The sequence below is a fragment of the Helicobacter sp. MIT 14-3879 genome, assembly GCF_003364125.1.
Map to the genome: position 1 here is coordinate 28365 of NZ_NXLP01000011.1, position 24822 is coordinate 53186.

Below are 24822 nucleotides of genomic sequence, written 5' to 3' on the forward strand. Positions count from 1 at the left end.
AATGCTAGATTTTATTAAAAAATACAAGAGTGAGGTTTTTATAAGCTTTATTTTTGGGGTATTTTGCATATTTGGAATGTTAGATTTGCTTAATAGAAATGCTAGTATTTATATAGAATCTAATTTTAATTTTGCATTGACTAATGCAGGAATTATTGCTGGATTAAAGATAATATGTGGAATATTACCATTTAGCAGTGGGATTAGTGATATTTTAGATAAGATTTTTAACTTCTTTTTTCTTGCAAATATTTTAATTGGTATAGAATATATTTTGCTAATGATAAATAAAATTTTTATATTTAAGATTTTAATTATTGCACTATTTTTTATTAGATTTATTTCAAATTTTAAAACGATAGCTACAAAGATTTTAGTTATTCTTTTATTTTTTAATCCGGGATTAAATATTTATATAAACCTTATAAAAATAATTTCTAATGAAGCAAATTTGCAAATAGATTCTAAAATAGATAGTGAAATACAAGGTATTAAAAAAATGTTAGGTATTGTTGAAATGCCAAAAGTTGATTTAGAATTTAATGACTCAAGAAGCACAAGTCAAAAAATTATAGGTGAAATTGGGCTTTTTACTCAAAAATTTAGTGATAGCACAAAAGCAATTACAGAGGCTATAACAAGTCCAATAGATTCTACAAAAGAAGTCATAGATGCTACTAAGCAAAAGATATATAAAAGTATAAGTTTTATAGCAAGTTCTCTTGATTTAGTTTTAAAATTAACAATACAGTATATGCTTAATATATTTTTCTTATATTTTATTATGCCTATAATTTATTTTTATATCTTATATAGAGTTGTTTCAAGTAGAAGTTAAATAAATTAATTTATTTTTAGATTCTAAAGTTATGATTTTTAAAATTATAAAATAGCTTTAAATTATAAAATAGCTTTTGATTGATAATATAAATGTTTTATAAACATTTATATTATATTTATCTAATTTAAGAATTATTCTCCAGTTACTATTGTAGTAAAAGTAGAATATATTCCAAGAACGCTAAATGACTCGTGATCTATTGATGAGACTTTAGAAATTTTGCCATCTTTTTTAGCTGCATCAACTGAGCAATCGCCATAAGCAGCAATTCCTAGGATTGATGTACAAACAGCCTTACCTGTTTTTGAACCTTTTTCTGCAGTAGAATTTATTGGAGCCTTTACACCAGTATAGACAAAACCGCTAACTGGTGATTGAACTGACCCACATCCAGCAAAAAATAATCCTAATAATATGCTTACAATTGCTAATTTTTTCATATACTACCCCCTTTTGTATTTATTGTAAATCTTATAATAGTTTAGTAACTAGCTATTAAGCTGATGATTATATCACAATAAATTTAAATATTTTTTAACCTGCAATTAAGCTTACACTTTTGATTTATTTGGAGATTTAATTAATTTAATACTCTTATTTAAAAATTTGCTTAGGGTTAATAAAACAAAATTTAGATAAAATAGGACAAAAGATTTATAAGGTAAGTTATGTTCGAAGGAATTATAGAATTTTTAGCTAAAGCATTAAGTAATATTAATGTAATTTTTTATTTAATAGCTTATTTGGTGGGTGGAATACCATTTGGATATTTTATTGTAAAGTGGTTTTATAAAGTAAATATTTTAAAGATAGGAAGCGGCAGTATCGGAGCTACAAATGTGTATAGAGCTATAAAGCATATTACCCCCTATGCTAAAAGAATTTCTATTTTAACTATTATTTTAGATTCTACCAAAGGTTTGGTTGTTGTTTTAATAGCAAAGCTAATAGGATTATCCTATGAAACACAGTGGGCTATTGCTGTTATCAGCGTTCTTGGGCATTGTTATAGTCCATATTTAAAGTTTAATGGAGGCAAGGGAGTATCAACAACTATTGGTTCAACAATACTTTTAGCTCCTATTCAAGGCGTAATTGGGCTTATTGCTTGGTTTATAGTTGGCAAAATATTTAAAGTATCCTCTCTTTCATCTCTTATTGGAGTTAGCATAGGGATTTTATCTAGTTTTGTTTTATATCCTAGTTATCCTAGTATTTCTATTGTAAATCAAATAGGCACACATACACCACTAGTTATACTATTTGTATTGATAGTTTATACTCATATTCCAAATATTATTCGCTTAATTAAGAGTGAAGAAAGTAAGATTTTTTAAATGAATTTTTGTCTCTCATTAAGTGATTTTAGAATTAATACAATTATTGGAATACTTCCTAAAGAAAGGAAAGAGTCTCAAGATATAATATTAGATTTAAGTATTGTTTATAGTGTAGAATCTAAAATCATTGATTATGCAATACTACATTCAATAATACTAGATATTTTTAAGAAAAATCATTTTGGATATTTAGAAGAGGCTTTAAGATGTTTATTAGATTCTATATTAGAGCAATTTGACAATATTAAAGCAATATCTTTATGCCTTAAAAAACCCACTATTTTTGATGACTGCATTCCTAGCATTACTTTAAAATGGGATAAAAATGATTAATTCTAAAATAAATAAAAATGAAGTTACTATAATTTTACAGGGTGAGTTTAGCACAAGAATTGCAAAACAAGATATTGAAAATATGCAATCACTTTTTGATAACCCAAGCATAAAGCAATATATCATAAACTTAGATTCTATCTCAAAATTTGATTTTACATTTTTGATTTTTTTATTTAACTACACAAAAAAGCTCAAAGATTCTAATAAGGATTTTAGACTATTAGCAAATAATGCTAATGCAATAAAAATTGTAAATTTATTAAAAGAAATTGAGATAAATAATTCATCTATTCCTATTGTAGCTAAAGAAAATATTTTTACTAGTGTATTAAAGCAAATTACTTCTATAAAAAATTTAATATATGATTATAATCAAACTTTGATTGATTTTATAAATTTTCTTGGAATCTTGATATATACTCTTGTTAAATCATTGTTTAATCCTAGAAATATTAGATACAAGGCTATAAACTACCATATTTTTAATGGTGTTATTTCAGCTATGCCAGTAATTTTTATTGTTTCTTTTATTGTTGGTGGTGTTATAGCCTATCAAGGAGCGGCGACATTAAGCAGAATGGGTTTTATCCAAGCTAGCGTTGAGATGACAGCAAAACTTACTTTAAGAGAAATAGGTCCTTTTGTTGTCGCATTGATAGTTGCAGGTAGAAGCGCATCGTCATATACAGCACAAATTGGTGTTATGAAAATGACAGAAGAAATTGATGCTATGAAAATTATGAAATTAAATTTATTGAATTTTATAGTTATTCCTAGATTTATTGCTTTAATTATCTCTTTTCCATTTATGGTATTTCTATCAGATTTAGTATCTATTTTTGGATGTATGGTATTTTTAAAATTTGGATTTGGCATTTCATTTTATGATTATATTTTACAAATCAAAGAATATGTTGGAATGAATAGTTTTTGGACAGGAATAATAAAAGCACCATTTTATGCCGCAGTGATAGTGATTATAGGCTGCTTTATTGGATTTAGGGTGGAGGATAATACGCAGAGTGTAGGCGAAAAAACAACAACAAGTGTTGTTTGCGCCCTCTTTGGTGTGATTTTAATAAACGCATTATTTTCTCTAATATTTACGGAGTTAAAGTTTTGAATAATATTATTGAGGTTAGAAATCTCTTTACAAAATATAAAAATCGTTATATACAAAATGATGTTAGTTTTGATGTTAAGTATTCTGAAATCTTTGGGATATTAGGAGGAAGTGGAAGTGGTAAATCAACCCTGCTTAGCACACTAATTACCCTAAAACACCCAGAGAGTGGCAATATTAAGATTTTTGGTGAAGATATTTGGAAGGTAGAAGAAAAAAGCAGAGATAATATTTTAAAACGTTGTGGTGTTTTATTTCAATTTGGTGCACTTTTTTCTTCACTAAATGTAATTGATAATATTGGAATAATGCTAGAAGAATATAGCTCTTATCCAAAAAATATAATTAATGAAATTGCACAATATTATATAAATGCAGTAGGATTACCTCAGTATGTTAAGGAAATGTATCCTTATGAATTAAGTGGTGGTATGAAAAAAAGAGTGGGTCTTGCAAGGGCACTTGTGTTTAGTCCAGAGATTTTATTTTTAGATGAACCTACTTCAGGGCTTGATCCAAAGAGTGCAGAAAATTTTGATAAATTAATTATAAAATTAAGAGATGAGTTTAAATTAACAATAGTTATGGTAACCCACGATTTAGATTCCATTAAAGATGCAACAGATAGGTTTATTTTACTAGATAATTCAAAATTAGTCTTTGAAGGTAGTTTAGATGAGTTTAGAGTAAGTCAAACTGCAAAGCTAGACACATTATTGAAATCAAAGAGAGGAGAGCGATTATGGAGAGAGGAGTAAATTATATTTTTATTGGATTTTGTTTTGTTGCTTCATTAATTGGTTTTGTGGTATTTATATTTTGGTTTGGGAATTCTGGAATCTTTAAAGATGATGTGAGGATTTATAGGGCATATACAAAACAATCACTTGATGTAAAGATTGATAGCCCTGTAAAATACAAAGGTATTAATGTAGGGAAAGTTACAAATATAAAATTTAGAGATAATAATTTTGAAGAAATTGAAGTTGTAATTGAGATTAGAAAAGATTTACCTGTAAAAAAGAATTCTAGTATCAAATTAGAGCAAAATGGATTTCTTGGTGGAAGTTATCTTGCACTATTTCAAAATGAAAAATCAAAAGAAGTAATTACTACTGAAAATGACGCAGTGCTAAAACTTAGATTAGATTCTCTATCGCAGATTTTAGATACTATACCAAGCATAGCTGGAAAAGTAGATTATTTTCTTGATAACGCAAATGAAATATTAAATGAAAATAATGCTAAAAATATTGCAAATATTTTGGTTTCAATTAAAGATTCCTCAAATAGCATAAATGATATGTTAAAATCTCTCAATAAAAGGACTGATGATTTAGATGTAATACTTAAAAGTGTGTCAAAAATTACACAAAACACAGAAACAATAATAGAAAATATTAATAATAAAGTTGCAAAAGGTGAGTATGACTTAAAAAGTATATTAACTCCAACATTAACATCCTTTGAAAAAGCAATGAATGATATATCTACTTTTGCACAGGATGGCAGCTCATTTATCAATAAACTAGAAAATAATCCATATAATACAATCTTTGGATATAGGGAGGAGAAATGAGGATTTTAATTTTTATATTTTTAGCTTTATTTTTCAGTGCTTGTTTTGATGTGAATTTAAAAAGTGAATTGCCAAAGCTTAATTATTATGATTTAGATACTATTGAAGTAGAGAGTTTTAAGTCCTGTGGTGCATATAATATAATAGGGTTAAATAAGGTTGATATTCCAAGTAAATATCAAAATAAAAAGATTTTATATAAAGAAGATTCTAAAATCTCAAGTTTAGAGGGCGTAAATTTCTCTAATTCTCTTGATAATTCAATAGAATCTATGATTATAAAAAACTTTTCTGCTAAGTGCTTGAAAATTATAGTCCCTCCATTTAGCGGGATTAATGTAGATAGCTATTTGAGTGTAAAACTACTTGATTTTATTATTGACAAAAAGACACTTAAAGCAAGTGTTGCTATATTCTACCAGCTTTATCAAAAGGGGGATATTTTGCAAAGCGGAATATTATCATCTAGCTCCAAATTAGATTCTTTTAGTAATGAAGATGCTGTCCGTGGATTACAAGATTCTACATTTAAAGTCATTGATAATTTATCAAATAAGATTATTCCAAAATAAGGAAATTTAAATGATTATAACTCGTTTTGCTCCAAGCCCAACAGGATATCTGCATATAGGTGGGTTAAGGACTGCTTTATTTAATTTCTTATATGCTAGAGCAAATAAAGGAAAATTTTTACTTCGCATAGAAGACACAGATTTTTCTCGTAATAGTAAAGAAGCAACAGAGGCTATTATTAAAGCTTTTTCTTGGGTTGGGCTAGATTATGATAGTGATATTGTATATCAAAGTCAAAGGCTTGATATATATAAAGAGTATGCAAAAAAGCTTTTAGAAAATAATAAAGCATATTATTGCTATATGAGTAAAGAAGAGCTAGATTCTTTGCGGGAGAATTATAAAAAAGAGGGTAAAATTTATAAATATGATAATAGATATAGAGATTTTAGCGGAACTCCTCCAAAAGATATAAAACCTGTTATTCGTATTAAAGCACCATTAAGTGGGAAAGTTAGCTTTAATGATTCATTAAAAGGTAGAATTGAAATTGATGCAAAAGAATTAGATGATTATATTATTATGAGAAGTGATGGGACACCTACTTATAACTTTGTCGTAGCTATTGATGATGCTTTAATGAATATAAGCGATGTAATTCGTGGTGATGACCATCTTTCAAATACGCCAAAACAAATAATTGTTTATGAGGCATTAGGGTTTAATGTGCCTAGATTTTGTCATATTCCTATGATTTTAAATGATAAAGGATATAAATTGTCAAAAAGGGATGGTGCAATGAATGTTATGGATTATAAGGGTTTAGGAATTCTCCCTGAAGCATTGCTTAATTTTTTGATAAGACTAGGTTTTAGTTATGGAGATAAGGAAATTTTTTCACTAAAAGATGGTATTGAGCTTTTTAACTTAGATAATCTTAGCTCCTCTCCATCTTCTTATAATCAATCTAAACTTCTTTGGTTAAATAATTATTATATTAAAAATTTATCAATAGATAAGCTAGATTTAGCATTACAAAAGCAGTTATCAATAGATTTAGCTAAAAAAGAGATTTTGTATAAAGAAATAAAAGAGAGGGTAAATACTATTGTAGAATTTAGAGAAATGATAGATTCTATTATTCAACCTCCAAAAAGCTATGATGATAAAATGATAAAAAAATTAGATTTAAATTTAAAGCCTAAATTGTTAGAAATACTAAATTTAATTGATTTTAATAATGTAGAAGTTTCTTTAAAAGATATTGCAGATAAAAATGGCTTTTCTGTTGGAAAGCTATTAAGTGCTTTTAGACTAGCTTTACTTGGGAAAAGTGGCGGTATAGGTATAAATGAGACATTGTTTATACTAGGGAAAGATGAGTGTAAAAAAAGAATAGAAGCTTTTTTGTCAAAAAATAGAGGCTAAATTTGATATAATTTTGCCTTTATTTTAAATTTAAGGATAATATTATGTTAGAAGGAATTATTAGAGAGAGTATTTCAAAGTCCTATACAAAGGCTTTAAGAAAAGATGGCTATCTAATAGCAAATATTTATGGAAAGGGTGTAACAAACATTCATTGTGCATTTAAAATAAATGATTTTATCAGAACATTAAAATCAAAAAATACACTAGCCTTTGATGTAAAAGTTGCTAATAAGGTTTATAATGTAGTAGTTCAAGAATATCAAAAAGACCCTGTTAGCTCACAGATATTACACACCGATTTACTTCTTGTTCAAAAAGGGGTATTGGCTAAATTTAAAGTTCCTGTTAAAATAGAGGGTTCTCCAATAGGTGTAAAAAATAAAGGAATTTTACTATTTTCAAAAAAAAGGATTAGCATAAAATGTTTTCCTGAAAATTTAATAGAAAGTATTAAGATTGATGTATCAAAACTTGATATTGGTGATGCTATCTTAGTTCGTGATTTACCTACTTTTGAAAATATAAAGATTATTGATAAGCCTAATGTAGCTATTGTTGGAGTTATAAAGGCTAAATAAGATTTGAAGTTAATTGCCGCACTTGGAAATCCGACATTAAAGTATGAGAATACTAGACATAATGTTGGGTTTATGGCACTTGATTTTTATCTAAAACAAAAAAATCTAACTTTATATGACAATAAAAACTTTGAAGCAAAAATTCTAAAAAATGATGATACTATTTTTTTAGAGCCACAAACTTTTATGAATCTATCTGGAAAATCATTTCAAAAAGTCCTCTCATTTTATAAAATACAAAAAATTTTAGTAATCCACGATGATTTAGACTTAAAATTAGGAGCTATTAAATTTAAATTTGGAGGCAGTAGTGGTGGTCATAATGGATTAAAATCTATTGATGGTTATATAGGAAGTGAATATTTTAGAGTTCGCATAGGTATAGGTCGCCCACAGAATACAGAATTAAACTTTTTAGAATCTAATGTAGCAGAATCTAGCATAATTAATTTTGTATTAGAAAAATTTACTAAACCTGAATTATTAGTTTTAGATTCTAGTTTTGAATTAATATCAAAAGCACTAGATTCATTTATCTCAAATGCAACACTATTAGAAATTCAAAATTTATATACAAAGAAAAAATAATGCTTTTTAGGTTTTTGGGGTGGATTTATATTAAATTTATTTTATTAATTTTTATTGCTTTACAATTATTTTTTATGGGAATTGATATTTTAAAACACTCTGATAATCTACCAGATTCTGCTAATTTATTTGTTCTATTTTTGATGTATGATTTTTTATATGCACTAAATTATACATTCCCAATATCTATAATTTTAGCCCCTATTGTATGTTATATTGTGCTCTTAAAGTCAAATCAATTAACAGCAATTTTTTCTATTGGTTACTCTAGAAGGCAAGCTTTAATGCCACTTTTAGTAATTTCAATTTTATTAAATTTATTTTATATTTCATTAAATGCCACATCTTTTGCTTATTCTGAGGAAAATATCGAGAATATAGTCAAAAGAGGTGGAATCAATGATGCAAAGAGTAATCTTTTTGTGAAATATAATAATAATTATATTTATATGGAAAAGATTTTCCCTCTTCTTCAAAAAGCACAAAATATTAAGGTTTTTGAGATTAATAATTTTACTTTAGCAAAGTTTATTGAGGCTAAAGAAGCTAGCTTTGATGGCACTTGGTGGAATCTAAAATCAGCCACTATAACTACTATTCCAAAATCTCCTAATTTTGAGGATTCTAAACTTTTAATACAAAATATAAGTAATTATAAGATATTAAAAGATTTTAAGCCAAAGATTCTTGACACTATTTATCAAAATAAGCCAAATATATCTATTATAGATGCAATAAATACACTATTTTTGCTCCAAGAACAAGATGGTAATACACAAAAGATTCGCTCCATTCTATACTCATTTATTGCAATTCCAATAGCAATACCATTTACAATAATAATTATGTATTTTTATGTTCCTAGTTTAGCAAGATATACTAATCTTGCAAAATTAGGCTTTGTTTTTGTATTGCTTTGTCTTATTGTTTGGGGAGTATTTTTTATGCTGACAAAACTATCAATAAGTGGATTTCTAATTCCAGAGTTTGGCGTAATTATACCCCTTTGTATTTTTATTTTTACCTCATTATATTTTTATAAAAAATTATAATTTTTTACCATAAATTCTAAAGAGGTTTTAGGGCTTATTATTCCGCTCTTAGAGCCATTTGTTGAATGCAATACTATTGTATTGTGCAATCTAGCATAGTATTTTATAAGCATCATTTGAAGTATTGGCTCTATGCTAGGATTAAACCAAGCATTATTACTTATTGCAATCATATATTTTGGGTTATTTTGATATGCTTTTTTTGTGGTAGCTTCATAGCAAATAGCATTTCTAAATGTTATATTTTTTGTGATTAAGTCTTTTGGCATCTTTGAGTTTGTATTAAAATTAGAATTATAATTAATGCCAGAGATTTTATTAAAAATATCCATAAATATATAAGGAATTGGCATATATTCACCAAATGGGGCTAAAAATACCTTATCAGCAAAGTTATATTTTCCATCTTCAAATACATAAGTACTATTATAGAATCTACCATTATCCTCTCTTTGAGAGCCAACAATAATAGTAATTTTATTGCTTAGTTTAAGTAATTTTTGCATAATTTGATTTTGATTATTTAAAACAAAAGGAAATGCAGTTTCAGGCAGTATTACTACCTTATAGCCATTAAAAATAGAATCTTGTATTTTACTAAAATTATATTCTATTACATTGTTTAGACTCTTCCATTTATTGCTTTGGTTGATGTTTGTTTGTGTAATATTTATTTTTGAGGGAAGGTCAATTTCTTGTGTTTTAAAATCTACTAGCAAGATTAGTGCAAATAATGATATAAATCGATATATTTTTAATGACTTTAGGCTAATTATAACAATGATTAATGTAATTAAACAAAATGATATTTTATCTACTCTAAACACACTAAATGCAAGTATAGAATCAGGCACAAACCAATCAAATCCAAGTATTGATATATAGCTAGCTATACTTATACTAAATATCCTAAAAAGTTTGTTTTTAAAAAATAATAGTAGATAAAAAAATATTCCATATATTACTGAAACAAAAAATATCACAATATATAATATATTTGGTGATGAGGTGAATCTAAAACTAAGAGAAATCCAATAAAACCATAAAATTCCCACAAAGAACCCAAAGAAAAATCTATACTTTCTATTAATATTAATAAATATAAAGATAGATATTAACGCAAAAATTCCATTGATATATGGAAAATAAATTGTTTTATAATAAGTAAATATGTTTAAATAAAGCGGAATGCTAAAAATAAATGCTAAAGAAAATGGGATTAAAATATAGCTTTTTAGCCCTATAAATATTTTACTATTTTTTATTTTTGGGATGATTGGGATGAATAATATTTTATTAAACATACTAATTTTAAGTTCCTTTAGGCTAAAATAATATGGAATATTATCGTAAGTTTTTATATAAATAAAATAAGTGGTTTTGAGGTATAGATGGGAGTTTCTGTTTATTTTGACATTATTATTACTGCAATAGTTATTATACTAGCTTTCAAGGGTTTGTTTAATGGCTTTGTTAGAGAATTTTGCTCTGCTGTTGGAATTATAGGCGGTGTTTTAATAGCATCAAGATACAATATGATTGTTGGTGAGTGGATAAACAATATTATTAAGATTGAAAGTCAAACTTTAGTTAATTTATTTGGATTTATGATTATTTTAGCTTTTATTTGGATTTTTGCATTAATTATAGCTGAAGTAATACTTAGATTTGTTAGATTTATTAAGCTTGGAGTTTTTGATAAGATTTTTGGTGTGATAACATCTGGTATAAAAGCATTTTTAGTATTATCCGTTATATTTTTTACATTTTCAAAAATTAACTTTTTATCAAATTTTACATCAAAATTACAAGATTCTAGTCTTTTATATCCATTTATGATTAATATTGGGGATTTTATAGTAAAGACTGATTTTGTAAGAGAGACAGGAGAAACAACATCTAGCTTACTAGAATCTAGCTTAAAAGAGATGAATAATAATATCACAGAGTAAATTAAGGATTTAAAATTGTTTTCTAATATTTATATCAAACAAAGAATTCAAAAAGCAAATAGCATTAGAGATTGTGGTAAGAATCCATATGATAATAATGCTATAAAAACAATATCAAATATAGATTTTATTAAAAAATATGAAATCAATGCTAAAGATTCTGCTTTAGCAAAAGAGGATTCTCATATTAAAGAATATATTACAGGGCGTGTAAAATTAATAAGGCTTATGGGAAAAGCTGCTTTTATTGATATAGAAGATGAAAGTAGTGTGTTACAAGTTTATATTTCTAAAAATGACCTAGAAAGTGAATTTGAGGAGATTAAAAAAGTACTTGAAGTAGGAGATATAGTAAATATTGGCGGATATCCATTTAAAACCAAAACTAATCAGCTAACACTTCATTCTACATCATTTAAGATTCTAACAAAGTCAATTATCCCTCTACCAGAGAAGTTTCACGGACTAGTTGATATAGAGCTTCGTTATCGCCAACGTTATCTTGATCTTATAATGAACACAAATGTTAGAGAAACTTTTAAGCTAAGAAGTAAAATTATTTCTTTAATTAGAGCTTTTTTTGAAAATAAAGGCTTTTTAGAGGTAGAAACGCCAATGCTTCACCCAATTCCTGGTGGTGCAAATGCAAAACCATTTATTACACATCATAACTCATTAGGTGTTAAGAGATATCTTAGAATTGCACCAGAACTTTATTTAAAAAGACTTATTGTAGGTGGATTTGAGAGTGTATTTGAGATTAATAAAAGCTTTCGAAATGAGGGGATAGATCACTCCCATAATCCAGAATTCACTATGATTGAATTTTATTGGGCATATAAGACATATAAGGATTTAATTGCCCTAACAAAAGATTTTTTTATTTATTTATTAGATTCTTTAAAGCTTCCTAGAGTTATAGAATGGGGTGAATTTAAAATTGATTTTAATAATTTTAATGAGATTTCTTATATAGATTCTTTGCATATAATAGGGGGAATAAGCAAAGATATTGTAGGCGATAAAACTAAATTATCAAATTATTTAAAAAACGCTAATATAGAGGTGGAATCTAATCTTTCTTATGGTAAGATTTTATCGCTAGCATTTGATAACTTTGTAGAATCTAAATTAATCTCTCCTACCTTTATTACAGATTTTCCAATAGAAATAAGCCCTCTTGCAAGGAGAAATGATAAAAATCCAAACTTAGCTGATAGATTTGAGCTATTTATAGGTGCTAAAGAAATGTCAAATGGATTTAGTGAATTAAATGACCCTCTAGACCAGCTAGGTAGATTTAGACTTCAAGTCCAAGAGAAAGAAAAAGGAGATGAAGAAGCTCAATATATGGATGAAGATTATGTATGGGCTTTAGGCTATGGAATGCCACCTGTTGCAGGGCAAGGTATAGGAATTGATAGGCTAATTATGTTACTTACAAATAATAAGAGTATAAAAGATGTTATTCTTTTTCCAGCAATGAAAGTGCAAAAAAATGAATTTGATATAGTTAATAAAGAGGTTGAATAATGAATTACTTAGAACAAAATGATAAAACAATTTTTGATTTAATACAAAAAGAATGGCATAGACAAAGAGATTGTTTAGAGATGATTGCTAGTGAGAACTTTACTTTTCCTAGCGTTATTGAAGCTTTAGGTAGCGTATTAACTAATAAATATGCTGAAGGTTATCCAAATAAGAGATATTATGGAGGTTGTGAATTTGTAGATGAAATAGAACAAATTGCAATAGATAGGGCAAAAAAGCTTTTTAAATGTGATTTTGCAAATGTCCAACCACATTCTGGTAGCCAAGCAAATGCGGCTGTATATGCTTCATTATTAAAGCCTTATGATAAAATCTTAGGAATGCACTTAAATCACGGAGGACACCTAACACACGGGGCAAAAGTTAGTCAAAGTGGTAAAACATATCAAAGCTTTTTTTATGGTGTTGAATTAGATGGTAGGATTAATTATGATAAATTAGAAGAGTATGCAAATGTCATAAAGCCAAATATTATTATATGCGGATTTTCTGCATATACTAGAGAGCTTGATTTTAAAAGATTTAGAGAGATTGCAGATAGGGTTGGGGCAATATTATTTGGTGATATTGCTCATATTGCAGGGCTTGTTGTAGGAGATGAATATCCAAATCCATTCCCACATTGTCATGTTGTAAGCACTACTACGCATAAAACTTTGCGTGGTCCTAGAGGTGGAGTTATTTTAACTAATGATGAAGATATTATAAATAAGGTAAATAAGGCTGTATTTCCGGGAACTCAAGGAGGTCCTTTAGTAAATGTGATTGCCGCAAAGGCTGTTGGTTTTGCTGAAAACCTAAAGCCAGAATGGAAAATTTACGCAAAGCAAGTTAAAAATAATGCAAAAATTTTAGGTGAAGTTTTTATTAAACGAGGTTATAACATAGTAAGTGGTGGAACAGATAATCATCTAATTTTAATGAGTTTAATAGATAAGCCATTTAGTGGTAAAGATGCTGACTTCGCATTAGAGAGGGCAGGGATTACGGTTAATAAAAATATGGTTCCAGGAGATACTAGAAGCCCATTTATTACAAGTGGTATAAGGATAGGCTCTCCAGCTTTGACAAGTAGGGGAATGAAAGAAAAAGAATTTGAATATATTGCAAATAAAATTTGTGATATATTAGATGATATATCAAACACATCTTTACAAGATAAAATAAAAGTAGAGATAAAAGAATTTAATAAAAATTTTCAAATCTATGAAAAGGCAATTTATTAATGACAATGTTAGATTTAGAATTAATCAAGTTAGATAAAAGCCATTATTTTATGTTAAATAATAATAATGTTTCTAATACAAAAATTAATTATAATAATAGGGTGTTTTTTGATAAATTTCATAGAGTGGATTCTACACTTACTATGGCGATTGTTAAAAAGCATCTTGCAAATCAAATTGTTGTAGCCCATAATATAATTACAAATAACAAGGTTGAAAATATTGTTATTGATTATAATGGGAGAAATGATAGTGTTTTTTACCATAAGGCACAATTATTGCTTAGAAATGAAGGATACTTGAATTTTACGGCATATAGGTCTAAAACACAAGGTCATTTGCATATTTATATACATAAAGGTCATACTAATTTATTAGAGGCTAATGTATTGGCAAAAACATTGAGTTTAAAATTAGAAAAAGTAGCACCGAAGCAATGGAGGGTTTTCCCAACTGATGAAGTCCCCCCTAAATTTAATATCTTAGTTTTACCTTATGAGGTTTATGCAAAAGAACGAGGATCATTTTGGTCAAAACATTTATGAAATTAAAGGAGGTTAATAATGAATGACAAACGTGAGTTAAATGATATTTTAATAGGTGGTGAAGACCACAAAACAAAAGAATCTAAGAAATTAATTTTGCTAATTGTTGGTATAGTTATTTTAGTCCTTGCTATTTCTATTATTGTAATTGCAATGACAAATACTAAGGAAGATACTATTGTGGTAAATCATACAGAGAAGGTTGATGGCAATATTCCTAAAGAATTTACTCCTATTAATGTTGATAATGATGAAGATAGATTTGAACAAATTGTTAGAGATATTAAAAATAATAGCGGTTCTTTAGATAATAATACGACATCTAATAATGTTCTACAGACTGAAACAATAAATACAGAGCCACCTAAAAAAGCTACTATGCCTCAAAAGATAGATAGAGCATCATCTACTATCAAGCCTATTATTACAAGCACTCCAAAAAGAAATGTAAATCGTTTGAATAATGGAGATATAGCAGAGAATGGATATTACTTACAAGTTGGTGCATTTAGCAAAACTCCAAATAAGAGTTTTATAAATAGTTTGAATAATTATAGTTATAGAATCCAAGAAATAATGATAAATTCCAATGTAATTACTAGATATCTAATAGGACCATATTCTAGTAGAGAAGAAGCTCAAATGGATTTTGATAGAGTTAGTAGAGAGATTGCTAAGCCTGTATTTTTACAAGTTCAATAAGCCAAGAGGCTCTATAAGCCTCAAACTCGTGCTCATTAAAGGAAGTAAAAATACTCTCATATATTATAATTAATTTAAATATATAGAGATTTTATTTAATTCTAAATGGCTTAAGAAAACTAATTTTAGAGATATTGACAACTTGTTTTATTAAATTCATTAGAGAAGTTGCAATAAATTTTATATGATGTGTTGTTTATTGTTTGTAAATTAGTTTTCTTAGCTATAAATATTTATAGCTAAAGTAACTGTATAATTCATCAATAGCAATAAATATTGTGGAACAATATCAAATAAAATTATTAAAGTAATTTTTACAATAGCTATTATAAAATTAACACATATAAACTATTCAAACCTTTGATAACCATTAGGGTAATGTTAGAAAAAATGTATTAGCTCCATATTGGATACTTTTATATACTTTGTAAATTTTTAATGTTTGTATTTTGTTTATAGCTAATATATTAAACCATCATCTATAAGTGTAAATTAAGAATTACTTAGATTTTATCCTACTGCTAATTGAATTAATGGTTATTAATGAAAAAGATTCTATAAATTATGTATTGTTTTTATCTTTAAATTAGAACTTATGTTTTATAATCAACATTTTCATTTATATTTTAGTTTTATTCTTTTTTAAAATATTTTTACTATTATCTATTTTAAGTCTAAATACAACCTATGAAACAAAGCATATTTAGGAGAAAAATTATAAAGATTTTGTAAATATTTTTCTTATAATCTGTACCTAACTATAAGAGTATGTTAGTAAATTTGCAATTATTAATCTAATGTTGGTTATTTATTAAAAAATTTAATTAAATTTTTTAATAAATACTTTAGCAATAAAATTAAATTTATTGTTGTATTTCAATCTAATTTATTATCTAAAAGCTAAAAATTATATAATATTCAATTTATTTTATATTTATGGAGTAAAGTAATTATGGCGGTCGTTTTACAAATCGGAGCAGGGGGCGTTGGCGGTGTAGTCGCACATAAAATGGCGATGAATAGGGAGACTTTTTCTCGTATCATCTTAGCCTCACGCACACTTAGCAAATGCAAGGCAATCGCAGATTCTATCCGTGCTAAAGGACTAGGCGAGATTGAATGCGAAAGCGTCAATGCAGATAGTGTAGAGGAGCTTGTCGCCTTGATTAAGCGATTTAACCCCACTCTTGTGGTGAATGTCGCCCTGCCTTATCAGGACTTGAGCATTATGGAGGCGTGTCTTCGCACAAAGACGCATTATTTAGATACCGCAAACTACGAGCACCCCGATAATGCACACTTTGAGTATAAGGAGCAGTGGGCGTATGATAAGCGATTTAAGGAAGCTGGAATCTTCGGGCTTTTGGGCAGCGGGTTTGACCCGGGGGTTACAAATGTCTTTTGTGCCTACGCACAGAAGCATTATTTTGATGAGATTTATTCTATCGATATTTTGGATTGCAACGCGGGCGACCACGGCTATGCCTTTGCGACAAATTTTAATCCAGAGATAAATTTACGCGAGGTGAGCAGCAAAGCAAGGTATTGGGTTTCGCATTCAGCTTGTAGTGAATCTTGTAGGAGTGCCCCAGACGCTTCATTGCAGCGTATGTCTGATACATCTCAACCCTCGCTTGAGAATTCCTCATTTCAAGTTTTAAAATCCGCTGCTATGACGCAAGCGTTAGATTCTACATTGCAAGATAATACGCCTCATTCGCCCTCCTTACACAACTCACAAGATTCATCTACAATTTTAGGTGGAGAATTTGGGCAAAATGGGGATTTTACACCACAGCCTGCAAATCTCACGCAAGATACTAGAATCGCAGAATGTGGGGATTCTAGTTCTAAATCGCAGAATGTGGATTCTAAAAACCTCGTCTCCCAAACCGATTTGAATCTGAATCCAGACTTGCAACAAGACACAATTTATCGCAAATTTGAGCGTAAAGAGCGGCATTGGGAGCAAGAAGTCGCAGAGAAAGAGAGGATAAGATTAGCTAAAGAGAGAGGAAATTCTAAGATTTTAGATGAGAAATCGCAGTTGCAAAGTTGTAAATGCGGAGATAAGACAGGAGCGTCTATCGCACAAATGAGCGACAAGCCCTCTAATTTATCGCTAAAAGCTGAATTTTCCTATTGTGGTGGGCAGTGGCGAGACATCGCCCCCTTAGCCTTAATGAAAGAATGGGATTATCCCGAAGTGGGCGTGAAAAACTCTTATCTACTCTATCACGAGGAGTTAGAATCGCTTATCCGCAATATCAGGGGGCTAAAGAGAATCCGCTTTTTTATGACCTTTGGCGAGAGCTATCTCACACATATGAAATGCCTAGAAAATATCGGCTTATTGCGGGTTGATGAGGTATCACATCAGGGGCAGAGTATCGTGCCTATTCAAGTGCTAAAGACGCTTTTGCCAGACCCCGCTAGCCTAGCACCCCGCACAAAGGGTAAGACCAACATCGGCTGCTACATTCGCGGGGTGAAAGGCGGGAAGGAACGCACGATTTATATCTATAATGTCTGTGAGCACGAGAAATGCTTTGATGAAGTCAATGCGCAGGGCGTGAGCTACACCACAGGCGTGCCAGCGATGATTGGGGCGAAGTTGATATGCGAGGGCAAATGGGGCGTTGGGGCGAGAAAGAATGTGTCTCTTACTCATTCTTTGCAGGAGCTTGAAAAATCCTCAATCGATAGGCACACAGCCTTATTAGATTTTTCGGCGCAAGCTTCAAATCTTAAGCAAGATATACATTCTTTGGATACTCACCTTACGCAAGATTCTAGCTCGCCTCAATCTAGTGAGCAGTTAGGGCAAAATTTACATTCTTTGGATTCTAATGATTCTAGGGCGGAATCTTTTAATGCCAAGCGTTTGGAGCTAAATAAAGATATGCCACAGGGCGGGGAATATCAGGGGATTGATAATGCGACTGAATTGCAAAAATTAGCACAAAATAACATAGAATCAAGCAAAAAAGAAAGTCAAGATTCTAAGATTTTAGGGGGTAATGCGGAAGTAAAAGAAGCTGAAAGAAATTCTAAGATTTTAGATGAGAAATCGGGGCTGCAGAAAAATAATGCACAAGCAGTTGAGATGAGAAATTGTGATTTTAAAGCTGGAGGTGAAAGGAGTTTAGCGAGTCTAAATGCCCAATCTAAATGCGAACAATCTGCAATTTATCGCTCAACGCAAGGTGCGGGAGTTTGGAATATGGAGCAAAATGACCCCGATTTTTTTATGAAAGAGCTAAATAAGCAGGGCTTACCCTATGTAGTGCTAGAGATAGAATCTAGCAAAGAAGTTAGGGTGCTAGAAGATGGGAGGAAGTGAAATTTGTTTTTATTAGTAGGAGAGTTATGAAAATTGTATTGCAATTATTTTTTAGCTTTATTGTTGGGCTGCACATCAAAAACGCAATTATTCTCAAGCTAAAAGCATAAAAACAACAAACGAAAAGCCTAAAGATTGTCATTTGTTGAGTCAAGAAATTGGGCAAAAGATAGATACTTTTGATTCTATGAGTTTGCTAGATTTAAGAGAATCTGCCCTAAATGATTTGAAAAATAAATCTGCAACATTGGGTGGAGATACTTTATATATATTAAATATGGGAAAAGGTTGGAATTTGTTTTGGGATTCACAAGAATATTTAGTAGAAGGTGAAGTTTATAAATGTGAGTAGAGAATTTATTTGAGTGGGAGAGTTTCATAAAATAGATTTCCTCATAGTTTTGTTGGGTTTCTTTTTTTGAAATTCTCTAAAAGAACCTATTAAAATAGATTCTAAAGTTTAAAAATCTCATCTGGTGGGAGTAAAAAGTGAGTGAAAATGAAATTTTAGAAAATATTAAAAAAGAGATTAAAAGAATCATAGAAGATTCTGAATATTCATCTAAGGGACACTTTGAGAGTGCAAAATATTGGAGATATGGAAATTATGTCTTAATGATAGCCTCTATTATTTCTGTTTGTGCGAGCTTGGTTTTTGTGTATGATGATTTAAATGAATATTGGAGTGGTTTTATTGCTTTTTTATCGGGGCTTATTACGATGTTGCTTGTCTTTTTAAATCCTCAAGAAAAGTATTTTTCGCATTACAGAAGCGGGAATCAATATTTATCTCTTAGAAACAAAGCAAGAATCTTTTTAGAAATACAATCTGTGGGAATGAATAGAGAACGACAAAAAGGATATTTAAAAAAGCTAGATTCTAAAAGAAATAAAATAAATAAGCATTCTTTACCTATTGTTTCAATGGGATATAAAAGCGCAAAAAGACAGATTAAAACAGATAAAAACACACAATATCAAGCAGATAAGGAGAAAAATGAGCGTGAATAGCTATTTAAATGGTTTGGCGGAAAGAGCGATTGTAAGGGATAATGAGAAGAATAAGATTAAGATTTCTATCGACACGATATACCAAAGATTAAAACAATATGATGAAAATGATGAGTTTTCATTGAATGCAAAAAATCAAATCGATGATTACCTTATTTTTGGTTCATATAAAAGAGGAACAATGATTTCAAGGCAATTTGATGATAATTCTGATGTCGATATAATGGTCGTTTTTGGAAAAAAATTTAATGAGTTTTATCATTTGGAAGCTAGAAATAATTACCCTAAAAAGCCACAGACCTATTTGAACTACCTGAAAGAATTTGCAGAATCCAAATATCCAACCTCTATTTGCAAGCAAAGTTTCCCAGCAGTAGTTTTAGAACTCAATCATATTAAATTTGATTTAGTCCCTGCTATTATTGATGATTTTGGATATTGTAGAATTCCAAACAAGCAAAATTGGTATCAAACGCGAGTTTTGGATTGGATTTCAACTAATCCAAATGATTTAGACGGAGCATTAGCAAATAATCAAACTCTAAGGCGATTGGTAAGGGTGGCTAAAATTTGGAATGCAAAGCAAGGGCATATTTATGAATCTTATGGGCTAGAAAAATGGATAGTGCAACAACATTTTTCTGGGGATTTGAGCGAGCATTTTTATAGCTTTTGCGAATTGCTACCTATTAATTCAAACTTATCTCAAGATAAAAAGAATAGAATCGAAAAGCTCAAAAAGTCAGCCAAAGAAGCTAGAGATTATGACAATGAATCCTGTATCAAAGACTTATTTGAATAATTTATGCAAAATATTTTGGAAAGTATCTTTAAAAATTTTGAGTTTTACATAACTATTATAAAAGAAATCTAAGGAGAAAAAATGCAAGAAGATTTAAATCAAACACTTAAAGAAGCTATCGGACAAAACTATATTAGTTTTGAGGGAGATTTTATTGTCTATCATACCAAAAAGCCCTCAAAGCAAAATTATAAAAATCCCGAAGAGCAAGTGAGGGCTGAGATTTTTGCAAAACTTCTCTTGCAGAAAAAATATCCCTTAGGGCATATTGGCATAGAAATCCCTGTCAAACGAGGCAGTGAAAATAAAAGTCAAAAAAGAGCGGATATTATTGTGTATGCTGATGATTCTCATAAGAAAGCTTATATTGTCATTGAGCTTAAAAAACAAAACCAAAGAGATTTGCGAGAAGCGAAAGAACAAGCTTTAAGCTATGCAAATTTTTTGCGAGCGGATTATGCACAAGCAACAAATGGTAAAGAAAAAATAACGCTTTATATTAAAGATGATGGTAATGATTTGATTGATGATATTCCAGACTATGGTGGCGATGCACCTCTATGGAAATATGAAAGAGATTCTAAAGATAATAATATCCAGCCAATCACCACGATAGAGCTAAAATCATTACTACAAAAAATCCATAATTACTTATGGAATGGTGGCAAAAGAAATCCAGCAGAAGCTTTTAGCGAATTTAGCAAGATTATTTTTACTAAAATTATGGACGAAAAAATTGCCCAATATGATGCAGATTACAACAAAGAATATTATGAGTTTCAAAAAAATCGCGATGAGAATAAGTACGGCTTAGAAAAAAGAATTAAAGAACTTTATAATCGTTATAAAGAAAAAGATAAAAATGTTTTTGATAACTCCTTAATCCTTGATGCAGACGAAATTAAATTCCTTGTGGAAAATTTAGAATCAATCAATCTTAGCAAAACAGATTTAGACATTAAAGGACAAGTATTCCAAAAGTTTTTTGCCGACTTTTTTAAAGGCACAGCAGGGCAATATTTCACACCGCTTAATATTGTTAAATTTATCGTGCAATGCTTTGAGATTACAAAAGATGATTTAGTGTTAGACCCAAGTTGTGGAAGTGGAGGATTTTTACTGCAAACCCTGCAATATATGCAAGAAAAAAGCAAAAAGCTTAAAGATAAAACCTCGCAGCATAACTTTTGGCATTCCTTTGCTGAAAAAAATCTCTATGGCATAGAAATCAGCGGCGGGATTTCACAAACAGCTAAAATGAATATGATTATCCACGATGATGGACATACCAATGTCATTACTGCCGATGGGCTAGATTCCTTTGAAAACTTCATCATTAAAAATAACAAATTCCAAAGAAATACTTTTGATTATATTTTTACCAATCCCCCATTTGGCTCTAGTATCCCCTCAAGCAAATCGTATTTTGAAAACTTTGATTTTGCTAAAAGTGAAGTGCATTTCATTGATGAAATCATAGATAAAAAATCAAACAGAGATTTAGAATCTCAAAAAAGTGAAATTCTCTTTTTAGAGCGATATTTTGACTTTTTAAAAGACAATGGCATTGTTGCTTGTGTCTTGCCCGATGGAATCTTGACAAATTCTAGCACACAAAATGTGCGAGATTATTTGCTAGAGAGATTCTATCTGCTTGCTTCTTTTTCTCTACCCCAACATACCTTTTCAAACTATGGGGCGGGAGTAAATCAAGCATTTTAATTTTAAAAAAGAAGCCCAAAAAGGCTTATGAATCTTTTATCTCTCAAAAAGAAAGCATTGAGCAAAGTAGCACTTTAAAGTATAAGCCAGAGATTTTATCTCTAAGAGAAGAGAGTAAGAAAATGATAGCCCCACTCAATAAAAAACTAAAATCCCTAGAAAAAGAACTCAAAAATGATTTAGAAAATGAAATCTTAAAAGACAATATTAATACCCTTAAAAACGAAATTGCAAATATCAAAGGAGAATATAAATTTAAAGAAGAAATTATAAGAGACAAGATAGAGAGTGAGGCAAAGGAGCAAATCAAAACCTTAGAAGAGTATCGCATTTTTATGGCTATTGTTGAGGAGATAGGCTTTGATGCCACAGGTAAGCAAACTTGCGAATATGAGCAATGCGATTTGGCTAAAGTCGCCCAGCAGTTTAAAGAATATTATGCACAAAATTGGGGTAAAAAATGAGTGAAGTATTTTTGAGGGATTTTAGCGAAGTGTATGGAGGAAGTTTTCAGCCGAATTACTATATGGATGAAAGATTAGAAATTATTGAAAAACTGAAAAAACAATATAAAAATAATTTACTTAAATTGAAATATATTGTTAAGTTTTTAAATCAAAAATCTATTGCAAAAAACGTTGAAACCTATATAGGAATGGCAAATATAGAATCTAATACGGGGTTGTACCTTGAGAGTAGTGAAGATAAAGGACAAGGGGAATGCAATATTTTTAATAAGGGCGAAGTTTTATTTGGAAAACTTCGCCCTTATCTCAATAAAGTTTATTATGCTGAATTTAGTGGTGGCTGTAGTTCTGAATTTATTGTTTTGGATTCTCTTAATAAAGAAAAAATTTCTAATAAATTTTTATCAATATTTCTTTTATTAGATTGTGTGGTAAATCAAACAAAATATTTGATGACAGGTAATACATTGCCTAGAATGCAAATATCTGATGTTGAGAATCTTTTAATTCCTATTCCACCCAAACAAATCCAACAGCAAATCATTGATATTATGGACAACGCCTATCAAGCCAAGAAAGACAAAGAGCAACAGGCAAAAGAAATTTTAGATTCTATTGATGAATATCTATTGGGGGAATTAGGTATTGTAATGCCAATGCAAACAAACAATACCTTAGATTCTAGAATCTTCACGCAAAAAATAAGTGCTTTAAGCGGTTCTCGCTTTGACCCAAGCTATCATCAAAAATACTATCAAGATTTAGAAAAAGCCTTGCATTGCTCCCCCTATCCTTTAGTAAATCTAGCTTCTACGATAGAAGACTTCAAAAAGGGCATAGAAGTTGGTAGTAATGAATATTCTCAAAGTAAAGAGATTCCATTTATTAGGGTGAGCGATATTTCAAGCAATGGCATAGACTTTGAGAATGTGCAAAAGTTTATTAGTGCTTCTTTGTATGAGAATCTTAAAACTTTCCAGCCTCAAGAAAATGAACTTTTGTATTCCAAAGATGGCACGATAGGGATATGCCTAGAGGCAGACACCTCAAGAGATTATATTATTAGCGGGGGGATACTTAGGTTAAAGATAGCTCAAGAAGTTAATAGATATTTTTTGCAGTTTTTGCTTGCAAGCTCTATGATGAACATTCTAGCTAATCGCCAGAGTATCGGTGCAGTGATAAAACATCTTAATATTGATAAATTTTTGAATCTCAAAATCCCCTTGCCACCCCTAGAGATTCAAAATCAAATCGCCAAAAAACTTTTAGATTCTCAATATCAAGCATTGGCATTGCAGACAAAAGCAAAAGAAGTTTTGAATGCGGCAAAAATCGATATAGAAAATATTATATTAGCTCCAGAATCTAGGGGGGGGGTAATATATGAATTTGTTGTTAATTTTGACATTATGGAGAATATTTTACCTATCAGTGAAATGGTGAAATTTCAAACTGACTTGCACAGACTTTGGGGTGGAGCTAAATATCCTGTGGTGAGGTTGGGGGAAAAAGTATTGATTAATAATATCTTAGAAGACACCAAGAAATATGAAAGCATTAATTATATTGATTTATCTTCAATCAATAAAGAAAATGGCAATATTGAAAACATTAAAAGCATAAATAGTGATTTTCCTAGTCGTGCAAGGCAAAAAGTCCATAAGGGCGATTTGTTAGTTTCAAGTCTAAGTGGTTCTATGAAAGCTATTGCAATTGTTGATAGCAAAAAGGAGAATCTAATTGCTTCCACAGGGTTTTTTATTATTAGGCACACAAATGATTTACTAAAGAATTTCCTAATGTTTATTTTAAGAACGAATTTATTTCAAGAATTGCTTAAAAGAGAATCTAGTGGTGCAATTATGGCTTCAATTAACCAAAGCGAACTTTTAAATCTTAAAATCCCTCTCCCACCCCTAGAGATTCAGCAACAAATTGCCGATGAAATCACTCATCGCAGAGATAAGGCAAAGAACTTACAGCAAGAGGCAAAAGAGATTCTCAAATCTGCTAAAAAAGAAATAGAGCAAATGATATTAGGAGAATAGCTTTAGCAAATGATGATAGCAAGGAGTAAATGAAATTTAGGCATATAGGCAAGGGTTATGAATGGT

Annotated in this window: 23 protein-coding genes and 3 pseudogenes; 24 read left to right on the forward strand and 2 right to left on the reverse strand. The window is 29.6% G+C overall.

The window, feature by feature from the left end:
* Window position 1 precedes the first annotated feature (1 nt).
* The gene (locus CQA44_RS07195; RefSeq protein ID WP_115546602.1) at window positions 2-838 is read left to right on the forward strand and encodes a hypothetical protein; all 837 of its coding nucleotides are present in this window, start codon (window positions 2-4) and stop codon (window positions 836-838) included.
* A gap of 134 nt (window positions 839-972) precedes the next feature.
* Here the strand turns inward: CQA44_RS07195 and CQA44_RS07200 are convergent, their stop codons facing one another.
* Window positions 973-1281, reverse strand: a complete 309-nt coding sequence (locus tag CQA44_RS07200; RefSeq protein WP_115546603.1) for a TRL-like family protein — start codon at window positions 1279-1281, stop codon at window positions 973-975.
* Between the two features lie 228 nt (window positions 1282-1509).
* On the opposite strand from CQA44_RS07200, the gene plsY reads away from it, so the two are divergent.
* The 10 genes from plsY to CQA44_RS07250 are packed head-to-tail and all read left to right on the forward strand — an operon-like array spanning window position 1510 to window position 9381.
* Entirely contained in the window at window positions 1510-2178 is a 669-nt protein-coding gene (gene plsY, locus CQA44_RS07205; RefSeq protein ID WP_115546604.1) for a glycerol-3-phosphate 1-O-acyltransferase PlsY, read from the forward strand.
* Window positions 2179-2514: a dihydroneopterin aldolase gene (locus CQA44_RS07210; RefSeq protein ID WP_115546605.1), complete on the forward strand. Its 336-nt coding sequence runs from the start codon at window positions 2179-2181 to the stop codon at window positions 2512-2514. It begins immediately after the preceding gene.
* On the forward strand, window positions 2507-3640 hold the full coding sequence (locus tag CQA44_RS07215) for an ABC transporter permease (RefSeq protein ID WP_115546606.1): 1134 nt from the start codon (window positions 2507-2509) through the stop codon (window positions 3638-3640). The genes CQA44_RS07210 and CQA44_RS07215 overlap by 8 nt, the downstream gene beginning before the upstream one ends.
* The gene (locus CQA44_RS07220; protein WP_115546607.1) at window positions 3637-4398 is read left to right on the forward strand and encodes an ABC transporter ATP-binding protein; all 762 of its coding nucleotides are present in this window, start codon (window positions 3637-3639) and stop codon (window positions 4396-4398) included. The genes CQA44_RS07215 and CQA44_RS07220 overlap by 4 nt, the downstream gene beginning before the upstream one ends.
* Window positions 4383-5219: an MlaD family protein gene (locus CQA44_RS07225; RefSeq protein WP_115546608.1), complete on the forward strand. Its 837-nt coding sequence runs from the start codon at window positions 4383-4385 to the stop codon at window positions 5217-5219. Before CQA44_RS07220 ends, CQA44_RS07225 begins: the two co-directional genes overlap by 16 nt.
* Window positions 5216-5791: a hypothetical protein gene (locus CQA44_RS07230; protein WP_115546609.1), complete on the forward strand. Its 576-nt coding sequence runs from the start codon at window positions 5216-5218 to the stop codon at window positions 5789-5791. Before CQA44_RS07225 ends, CQA44_RS07230 begins: the two co-directional genes overlap by 4 nt.
* Window positions 5792-5801: 10 nt before the next feature.
* A complete protein-coding gene (gene gltX / locus CQA44_RS07235) occupies window positions 5802-7160 on the forward strand; it encodes a glutamate--tRNA ligase (RefSeq protein WP_181881817.1) in 1359 nt (452 codons plus the stop codon).
* Between the two features lie 44 nt (window positions 7161-7204).
* Window positions 7205-7741 (forward strand): 50S ribosomal protein L25/general stress protein Ctc, encoded by a 537-nt coding sequence (locus CQA44_RS07240; protein ID WP_115546610.1) that lies wholly within the window; start codon window positions 7205-7207, stop codon window positions 7739-7741.
* A gap of 3 nt (window positions 7742-7744) precedes the next feature.
* Entirely contained in the window at window positions 7745-8329 is a 585-nt protein-coding gene (gene pth / locus CQA44_RS07245; protein ID WP_115546611.1) for an aminoacyl-tRNA hydrolase, read from the forward strand.
* Window positions 8329-9381: an LptF/LptG family permease gene (locus CQA44_RS07250; protein WP_115546612.1), complete on the forward strand. Its 1053-nt coding sequence runs from the start codon at window positions 8329-8331 to the stop codon at window positions 9379-9381. The genes pth and CQA44_RS07250 overlap by 1 nt, the downstream gene beginning before the upstream one ends.
* Here CQA44_RS07250 and lnt read toward each other — a convergent pair.
* Window positions 9366-10685, reverse strand: a complete 1320-nt coding sequence (gene lnt / locus CQA44_RS07255) for an apolipoprotein N-acyltransferase (RefSeq protein WP_115546613.1) — start codon at window positions 10683-10685, stop codon at window positions 9366-9368. The two genes, CQA44_RS07250 and lnt, sit on opposite strands and share 16 nt — an antisense overlap.
* An 87-nt stretch (window positions 10686-10772) precedes the next feature.
* Between lnt and CQA44_RS07260 the strand changes: the two genes are divergently transcribed.
* The 13 genes and pseudogenes from CQA44_RS07260 to CQA44_RS07315 all read left to right on the forward strand — a co-directional run bounded on the left by CQA44_RS07260 (window position 10773) and on the right by CQA44_RS07315 (window position 24756).
* Complete coding sequence (locus CQA44_RS07260) at window positions 10773-11333, forward strand: CvpA family protein (RefSeq protein WP_115546614.1); 561 nt, start codon at window positions 10773-10775, stop codon at window positions 11331-11333.
* 15 nt (window positions 11334-11348) lie between these two features.
* Window positions 11349-12866, forward strand: coding sequence for a lysine--tRNA ligase (lysS, locus tag CQA44_RS07265; protein WP_115546615.1), 1518 nt, complete (start codon window positions 11349-11351; stop codon window positions 12864-12866).
* Window positions 12866-14113: a serine hydroxymethyltransferase gene (locus tag CQA44_RS07270; protein WP_115546616.1), complete on the forward strand. Its 1248-nt coding sequence runs from the start codon at window positions 12866-12868 to the stop codon at window positions 14111-14113. Before lysS ends, CQA44_RS07270 begins: the two co-directional genes overlap by 1 nt.
* Window positions 14113-14658 (forward strand): DUF1882 domain-containing protein, encoded by a 546-nt coding sequence (locus tag CQA44_RS07275; RefSeq protein WP_115546617.1) that lies wholly within the window; start codon window positions 14113-14115, stop codon window positions 14656-14658. The genes CQA44_RS07270 and CQA44_RS07275 overlap by 1 nt, the downstream gene beginning before the upstream one ends.
* Before the next feature lie 18 nt (window positions 14659-14676).
* Window positions 14677-15360 carry an SPOR domain-containing protein gene (locus CQA44_RS07280; RefSeq protein ID WP_115546618.1) on the forward strand — a complete coding sequence of 228 codons (684 nt, stop codon included), beginning with the start codon at window positions 14677-14679 and terminating at the stop codon, window positions 15358-15360.
* Window positions 15361-16312: 952 nt separating this feature from the next.
* A pseudogene (locus CQA44_RS07285) lies at window positions 16313-16909 on the forward strand (saccharopine dehydrogenase family protein); the annotation flags it as partial.
* Between the two features lie 477 nt (window positions 16910-17386).
* Window positions 17387-17995 (forward strand): annotated as a pseudogene (locus CQA44_RS07290) (saccharopine dehydrogenase family protein); the annotation flags it as partial.
* 811 nt (window positions 17996-18806) lie between these two features.
* Window positions 18807-19055: pseudogene (locus tag CQA44_RS07295) on the forward strand (DUF4156 domain-containing protein); the annotation flags it as partial.
* Between the two features lie 137 nt (window positions 19056-19192).
* Window positions 19193-19714 (forward strand): SLATT domain-containing protein, encoded by a 522-nt coding sequence (locus CQA44_RS07300; RefSeq protein WP_115546620.1) that lies wholly within the window; start codon window positions 19193-19195, stop codon window positions 19712-19714.
* A complete protein-coding gene (locus tag CQA44_RS07305; protein ID WP_115546621.1) occupies window positions 19701-20516 on the forward strand; it encodes an SMODS domain-containing nucleotidyltransferase in 816 nt (271 codons plus the stop codon). Before CQA44_RS07300 ends, CQA44_RS07305 begins: the two co-directional genes overlap by 14 nt.
* An 81-nt stretch (window positions 20517-20597) precedes the next feature.
* Window positions 20598-22238: an N-6 DNA methylase gene (locus CQA44_RS07310; RefSeq protein ID WP_258864929.1), complete on the forward strand. Its 1641-nt coding sequence runs from the start codon at window positions 20598-20600 to the stop codon at window positions 22236-22238.
* 122 nt (window positions 22239-22360) lie between these two features.
* Complete coding sequence (locus CQA44_RS13195; RefSeq protein WP_258864930.1) at window positions 22361-22702, forward strand: hypothetical protein; 342 nt, start codon at window positions 22361-22363, stop codon at window positions 22700-22702.
* Window positions 22699-24756 carry a restriction endonuclease subunit S gene (locus CQA44_RS07315; RefSeq protein ID WP_258864931.1) on the forward strand — a complete coding sequence of 686 codons (2058 nt, stop codon included), beginning with the start codon at window positions 22699-22701 and terminating at the stop codon, window positions 24754-24756. The genes CQA44_RS13195 and CQA44_RS07315 overlap by 4 nt, the downstream gene beginning before the upstream one ends.
* The last annotated feature ends 66 nt before the right edge of the window (window positions 24757-24822 follow it).

Bases quoted from the DNA above. Each gene is read 5' to 3' on its own strand.
- CQA44_RS07195 (WP_115546602.1), top strand. From the start codon at position 2: ATGCTAGATTTTATTAAAAAATACAAGAGTGAGGTTTTTATAAGCTTT.
- CQA44_RS07200 (WP_115546603.1), bottom strand. From the start codon at position 1,281: ATGAAAAAATTAGCAATTGTAAGCATATTATTAGGATTATTTTTTGCT.
- plsY (WP_115546604.1), top strand. From the start codon at position 1,510: ATGTTCGAAGGAATTATAGAATTTTTAGCTAAAGCATTAAGTAATATT.
- CQA44_RS07210 (WP_115546605.1), top strand. From the start codon at position 2,179: ATGAATTTTTGTCTCTCATTAAGTGATTTTAGAATTAATACAATTATT.
- CQA44_RS07215 (WP_115546606.1), top strand. From the start codon at position 2,507: ATGATTAATTCTAAAATAAATAAAAATGAAGTTACTATAATTTTACAG.
- CQA44_RS07225 (WP_115546608.1), top strand. From the start codon at position 4,383: ATGGAGAGAGGAGTAAATTATATTTTTATTGGATTTTGTTTTGTTGCT.
- CQA44_RS07230 (WP_115546609.1), top strand. From the start codon at position 5,216: ATGAGGATTTTAATTTTTATATTTTTAGCTTTATTTTTCAGTGCTTGT.
- gltX (WP_181881817.1), top strand. From the start codon at position 5,802: ATGATTATAACTCGTTTTGCTCCAAGCCCAACAGGATATCTGCATATA.
- CQA44_RS07240 (WP_115546610.1), top strand. From the start codon at position 7,205: ATGTTAGAAGGAATTATTAGAGAGAGTATTTCAAAGTCCTATACAAAG.
- CQA44_RS07250 (WP_115546612.1), top strand. From the start codon at position 8,329: ATGCTTTTTAGGTTTTTGGGGTGGATTTATATTAAATTTATTTTATTA.
- lnt (WP_115546613.1), bottom strand. From the start codon at position 10,685: ATGTTTAATAAAATATTATTCATCCCAATCATCCCAAAAATAAAAAAT.
- CQA44_RS07260 (WP_115546614.1), top strand. From the start codon at position 10,773: ATGGGAGTTTCTGTTTATTTTGACATTATTATTACTGCAATAGTTATT.
- CQA44_RS07270 (WP_115546616.1), top strand. From the start codon at position 12,866: ATGAATTACTTAGAACAAAATGATAAAACAATTTTTGATTTAATACAA.
- CQA44_RS07275 (WP_115546617.1), top strand. From the start codon at position 14,113: ATGACAATGTTAGATTTAGAATTAATCAAGTTAGATAAAAGCCATTAT.
- CQA44_RS07280 (WP_115546618.1), top strand. From the start codon at position 14,677: ATGAATGACAAACGTGAGTTAAATGATATTTTAATAGGTGGTGAAGAC.
- CQA44_RS07305 (WP_115546621.1), top strand. From the start codon at position 19,701: ATGAGCGTGAATAGCTATTTAAATGGTTTGGCGGAAAGAGCGATTGTA.
- CQA44_RS07310 (WP_258864929.1), top strand. From the start codon at position 20,598: ATGCAAGAAGATTTAAATCAAACACTTAAAGAAGCTATCGGACAAAAC.
- CQA44_RS13195 (WP_258864930.1), top strand. From the start codon at position 22,361: ATGATAGCCCCACTCAATAAAAAACTAAAATCCCTAGAAAAAGAACTC.
- CQA44_RS07315 (WP_258864931.1), top strand. From the start codon at position 22,699: ATGAGTGAAGTATTTTTGAGGGATTTTAGCGAAGTGTATGGAGGAAGT.